Source organism: Zarconia navalis LEGE 11467 (assembly GCF_015207075.1).
GTDB classification, from domain to species: domain Bacteria; phylum Cyanobacteriota; class Cyanobacteriia; order Cyanobacteriales; family Geitlerinemataceae; genus Zarconia; species Zarconia navalis.
The window spans coordinates 1-5,682 of sequence record NZ_JADEXN010000366.1 but is presented as its reverse complement, the minus strand read 5'-3'; the positions used below and the strand labels follow the sequence as shown (position 1 = coordinate 5,682).

Here is a 5,682-nt window from a genome sequence, read left to right as displayed (position 1 = left end):
CTTGTTCGATGCCGAACCCCGCTCTGCGTCGGTAACCACCCTCGATCGCTGTGAATGTTTGATGCTCACCCAACAACAGCTTTACGATGCGATCGACGAAACCCCCGGTATCGCTGTCAATATCATCCGGCTGCTCTCCCGCCGTACTCGCGAACTCAATCAAAAACTGAACGTGCAAGAGGCAAAACTTCGAGACGCCGAACTGCGCCATACCGGACGCAATTCTGTGGGGCGATCGGTCGGTGATAAGTAAGAAGTCATAAGTAAGAATTCATAAGTTTAGGATGTGTTATTCAGCGACACTTTCCGGTTTCAATCCAAAGTGAGAATCCGTCATAACATATCCTTGAGTCAATCGTAAGCCAATACCGATCGCCTTGCCCCTCGAAAATAAGTTAGATAAATTATTCATCGAGATATTGTTACATTTTCAAGCCCGATCCGCATTAAAAAACACTTAAAAAGATAGCGTTCGACATTCATTAATCAGTAAATTTACTTCACTTTGCAAGAAAAGACCCCAGCCCTCGAGAAGCTGGGGAGAACACGCAAGCAATTATTGTGTGCACTCCTAGAATGTCGAATTCGAGTGAGGATTTCGGAAGCAAACTTTTATAAATTTTAACTCCTGTGATTTTTACCTTTTTTACGCTCGTCAATATGAGTTCGGAATCAACTTAAATCCTAATTCTACCGCTGTCCAATTTAGGTTGTGTCGCTCGTGCCTATGCGATCTGAGCTGACGATTCACGCTCGAACATCCTTAACCCGAACTAATGTTACTGGTATGCAAGAATAGAGTTATTAATTCTCGATCGAGAATTTTAGTGAATTTCAATATTTTGAGAGTCTAATCTTAAGTCTAAATCGATTAAATCGATCGAACTACTCGATGGTATTGAATTTCCCTTAGATATAACCTAAACTTGCGCTCCCAAGACTTCTTCGGTAGGTTAGTTGAGTTCCATCCGAGCTGAACCGATCGCGCAATTGCTATGCTCCAACCCCAATTTCCCATCCCCGATGCCGAACCGATTGTCATTCGGGGGGTTGTGTTCGATATGGACGGGGTTTTGACCGATACGCTCGAATTTCACTACCAAACCTGGCAGCGACTCGCCGATGAAGAAAATATTCCCTTCGATCGCAAAGCCAACGAAGCTTTACGGGGTCTGTCGCGTCGGGATTCGTTGATGGCAATTTTAGGCGATCGGATGTTAGGAGAGGCGATCGTTGAAGAAATGCTCGATCGCAAAAATCGCTACTTTCTCGAATTTATCCAAACCATGACCCAAGACCACCTTCTCCCCGGTGTCTTGGATTTGTTGCAAGAACTGCGATCGGACGGCATTCGGATCGCCATCGCCTCCGCCAGCCAAAATGTCGATCTCGTCACTCGCCAGCTCGGCTTAACCGACTGGGTGGATGCCATTACCAACGTCTACAACGTCCCACATCCCAAACCCGCTCCCGATGTCTTCCTCTACGCCGCCGAACAGATTGGTTTGCCTCCTCACCAATGTATTGCCATCGAAGATGCCGAATCGGGAGTCAAAGCCGCTCTCGATGCCCGGATGTGGGTCGTGGGACTCGGCCCGCAAGAACGGGTGGGTGCTGCTCACGTCATCTTATCGAATTTGAACAGCGTTCGCTGGAAGGATTTGCTCGATAAAATCCAGTGCTGCCGATAAGTTCGCTTTCCACCCAGTTCGGGAAAACAATCGTCCTTGACAGTTTGGCGATCGATTCGCTATCTTAAATGTAGTCATAATGACTATGAGTTAAAGCTCGAGGACTAAAGTAATGGTCAAAATCGTCGGTCTTTCAGGAAGCTTGAGAAAAAACTCCTACAGCCAGCAAGCCCTAGCCCAGGCAGCCGAGCGAGTGGAAGCTTTAGGGGCGCAGATGGAAATCTTGGACGTGCGATCGCTCGATTTACCCTTCTGCAATGGGGAAGGTGACTATGCCGACTATCCCGATGTCAAGCGCTTGCAAAATGCTTTCACCCAAGCCGATGGCATCATTTTGGCGACACCGGAGTATCACGGCAGCGTCAGTGGCGTTCTCAAAAATGCTTTAGATTTGATGAGTTTCGAGCATTTAGATGGCAAAGTTGCTGGAGTTATCAGCGTGCTGGGGGGACAAGCCAATAGCAATGCCCTCAACGACTTGCGGGTGATTCTGCGCTGGGTTCATGCTTGGGTGATTCCCGAGCAAATTGCCATCGGGCAGGCATGGCAGGCATTTGATGCGGATGGTAAATTATTAGACGATAAACTCTCCAAGCGGCTCGATCGCTTTGCCGAAAGTTTAGTCGAACATACCCAAAAAATTCGCGGCTTGGAGAAAGTGGCAGCTTAATCGAACTCGGAAGCGCGAAATTCGGAAACGGAGGAAATGGGGGGAAAATTTAGCTTCCCACATCTCCCAAAGCCCCCAAAGCTAACCGATCTTGTCATGAGAAAGAATCATGTTTGATGTCGTCGTCGTCGGTGCGGGTATTGCCGGACTCACCTGCGCCCGACAACTGGCTCACAGTGGTTATCGGGTTGCGCTCGTCGAAAAATCCCGTGGGGTTGGCGGACGAGCGGCGACTCGTCGATTGCCCGGAAACCGTGCCGACTTGGGCGTGCCGTATCTCAAAGATCGAGGGCGGTTGCTTTCGGGATTCGTAGGAGTTCTGCGCGATCGCCAAATCTTGAGAGGATGGAGCGATCGAGCTTATTTTTGGGATGTGGAACGCTCGTGCTTGACTCCACAGCCCGCCGAACCCCTCTACATCGCCCCAGACGGCATGAGTGCCATCGGCAAATTTTTAGCAACGGATCTCGAAATATGGTTCGATCGCCGCGCCTGTACCCTCACCCCGTGTGAGGGAGGGTGGACTTTGGGTCTAGATGCACCCCGCAACAGGGCAGATTTCCCCTTTGAAATTACCGCACGAGCGCTCGTTATTGCAATTCCCGCCCCCCAAGCGATCGCCCTCCTCGAAACCCAAGCCGGTGCGTTCCCCCAGATGCTCGATAATCTGAAGGCGATCGAATACGATCCTTGTTTTACAGTCATTGCCGCATATCCCCCTAGTCAACAATCCCGGTTCGAGCGGTACGACGGGGGAGGTACAGGGACGCTACCCCTACCTGGCGCGATCGATTTTCCCCACCACCGGGATTTACGATGGATGGGCAACGACAGCAGCAAGCGAGCGAATCCATCACAGCCCGTTTTCGTCCTCCACAGCAGCCCTGGGTTTGCTCGGAAACATTTAGAAGAAAACGACTTAGAACCCATTGGAAAGCAGCTTCTACGATCTGTAGAAGCATTGTTTGGATTGGGGTTGGATACCCCGCAATTGATGCAAGTGCATCGCTGGCGTTATGCTTTCGCACGATCGCCGCTGTCGCAAGATTGTTTGGGAACTAGCGATCCCTTCCCTTTAGTATGTTGTGGAGATGGGTTCGGTAACGCTCCAACTCAGCCGGTGGAAACAGCATTGCGATCGGGAGCTTCCGCCGCCAGCCTGACAAACGATCGCTTGTTTCAAGACTCCCTCGCGCCTATCGGTGAGTGCTGGCAAGCGATCGGGATATCGAGATAAGCGATCGCCGATTGAAAGAACGAGCATGGACTCTGGAGATCGGGTAATGGCAGGAATCCATCTTCTCAACACAGACGAGAGATTTTTGGTTTGGTGAGTTCACTTCAAGCCTTCGAAGTTCGACGAGGACGAAGTTAAGATTGAGGGAGCGGTATCTACTTCTCTACCTACCCACTTGAAAAGTAACGCTTCTCCTTTGATAGTTCAACGATTTTATACGATGGCTCGACCCACTCATCTTAATCCTACGATCGGGAGCGATCGAAGTTGTAGACAAAGCCCAAAAGCTCTAGCAGATATTTTAGTCATTGACGACAACCCCGATAACCGCAGAATTATATCAATGATGCTTTGGAATCGCGGATATCGCGTCCAGCAAGCTTTTTGTGGAGAAAGCGCCCTGGAACGAGTTGAAGAGATTCAACCGGATTTGATATTACTCGATATCATGATGCCCCGAATGGACGGCTACGAGGTTTGCAGATCTCTCAAAGCCAAGAAGCAAACTCGAGACATTCCCATCATTTTTCTGAGTGCTTTAGATGACGCTGCCGATAAAGTCAAAGCCTTTGAAGCGGGGGGAGCAGATTACATCAGCCGTCCTTTTCAAATCCCAGAAGTTTTAGCACGCATCGAAAACCAACTGACCATCGAACGTCAGCGAAAAGCCTTCGAGCAGCAGAACCGGCAGCTCCAGCTTGAGATTTGGGAGCGCCAGCAGGCTGAAGAAGCATGGCAGGAAAGCCAGCGATTCATCCACAGCATTGCCGAAGCGAGTACGAGTATTTTGTACGTGTACGATTTGCTCGAATATCGCTATATCTATACGAATCGCGAACTCACGAACGTACTCGGCTATACCTTCATCGATATTGGGCAACAGTCGCGCTTTCCCCAGAGTGCGATCCACCCCAAAGATGTGGAGGCGGTCACCGCTCACTTTCAAAGTTTCGATCGCCTAGCACCGGGAGATAAGCTCGAAATTGAATACCGAATCCAGCATAAAAACGGTCAGTGGCGATGGTTGTTGAGTCGAGATACCGTTTTTACCCAGACCCCAGAGGGGAAAACCCAGCAAATTGTCGGTACGGCTACCGATATTACCGATCGCAAACAAGCAGAAGCCGCACTTCACGCAGCCAATCGGGAACTAGAAAAACTAGCCTCCCTAGACGGACTCACCCAAGTTGCCAATCGCCGTTGCTTCGATGAATTTCTCGATCGAGAATTGCGGCGTATGACCCGAGAACGCTCCTCTCTCTCTTTAATTCTGTGTGATGTCGATTATTTCAAGAAATATAACGATCGCTACGGCCATCAAGCCGGAGATCGGTGTTTGCAGCAAGTGGCCGGGGCCCTTCGTCATGCCGTTCGGCGTCCGGCGGACTTAGTGGCGCGATACGGCGGGGAAGAGTTTGCCGTCATTTTGCCCAATACCGATGCCAACGGTGCGATTCGAGTCGCCGAACTGATTCAGCAGGAAATTCACCAGCTTCAGTTGGTTCACGAGGGATCGGAAACCAGTCCTCTTGTTACCCTCAGTATGGGGATTTCTGACGCAATGCCATCTACCGAAAATTTACCCGAAGATGCGATCGCCGCTGCCGATAAAGCATTGTACGAAGCCAAAGCGCGGGGACGCAATCAATTTTGTGTTTTTGACAAGATCTAATGGGATTTTCAATACTGCGATTTCACCAGCTAGTGTCAGCTCGGGAGCGATCGCCGAACCTGCTGTAGGCTAGATGTATCTTCTGGCATCAGTCCCGCGTATAACGTATCTCTCGATCTCACGTTTGGATGATTCGTGACGGTGAAGTCCGAACCCTGCTGGGAATTATAAGTGTTTACCCGAACTGGAAATGACTGATTCACCTCGTCTTTGTAAAGCGATCGTTCCAGCCGCCGGATTTGGCACCCGCCTGTTTCCTGCCACCCAAGTGGTGAAAAAAGAATTACTCCCCATCGTCGATACCGAAGGACGAGCCAAACCCGCGATCGTCGCGATCGTCGAAGAAGCCTTGAGTGGGGATGTTGAGGAAGTAGGCATTGTTATCCAACCGGGCGATCGCGCCGTTTTTGAG

At 50.1% G+C, this 5,682-nt stretch carries 6 protein-coding genes and 1 pseudogene; 6 read left to right on the top strand and 1 reads right to left on the bottom strand.

Going from position 1 to position 5,682, the window contains the following annotated elements; genetic code table 11:
* Positions 1–253, top strand: a pseudogene (locus IQ235_RS17150) (transcriptional regulator); the annotation flags it as partial.
* A gap of 36 nt (positions 254–289) precedes the next feature.
* Here IQ235_RS17150 and IQ235_RS17145 read toward each other — a convergent pair.
* The gene (locus IQ235_RS17145; RefSeq protein WP_264322645.1) at positions 290–412 is read right to left on the bottom strand and encodes a hypothetical protein; all 123 of its coding nucleotides are present in this window, start codon (positions 410–412) and stop codon (positions 290–292) included.
* Positions 413–995: 583 nt separating this feature from the next.
* Between IQ235_RS17145 and pgmB the strand changes: the two genes are divergently transcribed.
* From pgmB to IQ235_RS17120, 5 genes are all read left to right on the top strand, one after another.
* Positions 996–1,691 carry a beta-phosphoglucomutase gene (gene pgmB, locus IQ235_RS17140; protein ID WP_264322644.1) on the top strand — a complete coding sequence of 232 codons (696 nt, stop codon included), beginning with the start codon at positions 996–998 and terminating at the stop codon, positions 1,689–1,691.
* Positions 1,692–1,803: 112 nt separating this feature from the next.
* A complete protein-coding gene (locus IQ235_RS17135) occupies positions 1,804–2,361 on the top strand; it encodes an NADPH-dependent FMN reductase (RefSeq protein WP_264322643.1) in 558 nt (185 codons plus the stop codon).
* A gap of 109 nt (positions 2,362–2,470) precedes the next feature.
* Positions 2,471–3,598, top strand: coding sequence for an NAD(P)/FAD-dependent oxidoreductase (locus tag IQ235_RS17130; protein WP_264322642.1), 1,128 nt, complete (start codon positions 2,471–2,473; stop codon positions 3,596–3,598).
* A 220-nt stretch (positions 3,599–3,818) separates the two neighbouring features.
* Positions 3,819–5,270 carry a diguanylate cyclase domain-containing protein gene (locus IQ235_RS17125; protein WP_264322641.1) on the top strand — a complete coding sequence of 484 codons (1,452 nt, stop codon included), beginning with the start codon at positions 3,819–3,821 and terminating at the stop codon, positions 5,268–5,270.
* Between the two features lie 190 nt (positions 5,271–5,460).
* Positions 5,461–5,682: sugar phosphate nucleotidyltransferase (locus IQ235_RS17120; protein WP_264322640.1), on the top strand; the 222-nt coding region annotated here is incomplete at its 3' end.

Coding starts and splice junctions, on each gene's coding strand:
- IQ235_RS17145 (WP_264322645.1), bottom strand. CDS start 412: ATGAATAATTTATCTAACTTATTTTCGAGGGGCAAGGCGATCGGTATT.
- IQ235_RS17125 (WP_264322641.1), top strand. CDS start 3,819: ATGGCTCGACCCACTCATCTTAATCCTACGATCGGGAGCGATCGAAGT.
- IQ235_RS17130 (WP_264322642.1), top strand. CDS start 2,471: ATGTTTGATGTCGTCGTCGTCGGTGCGGGTATTGCCGGACTCACCTGC.
- pgmB (WP_264322644.1), top strand. CDS start 996: ATGCTCCAACCCCAATTTCCCATCCCCGATGCCGAACCGATTGTCATT.
- IQ235_RS17135 (WP_264322643.1), top strand. CDS start 1,804: ATGGTCAAAATCGTCGGTCTTTCAGGAAGCTTGAGAAAAAACTCCTAC.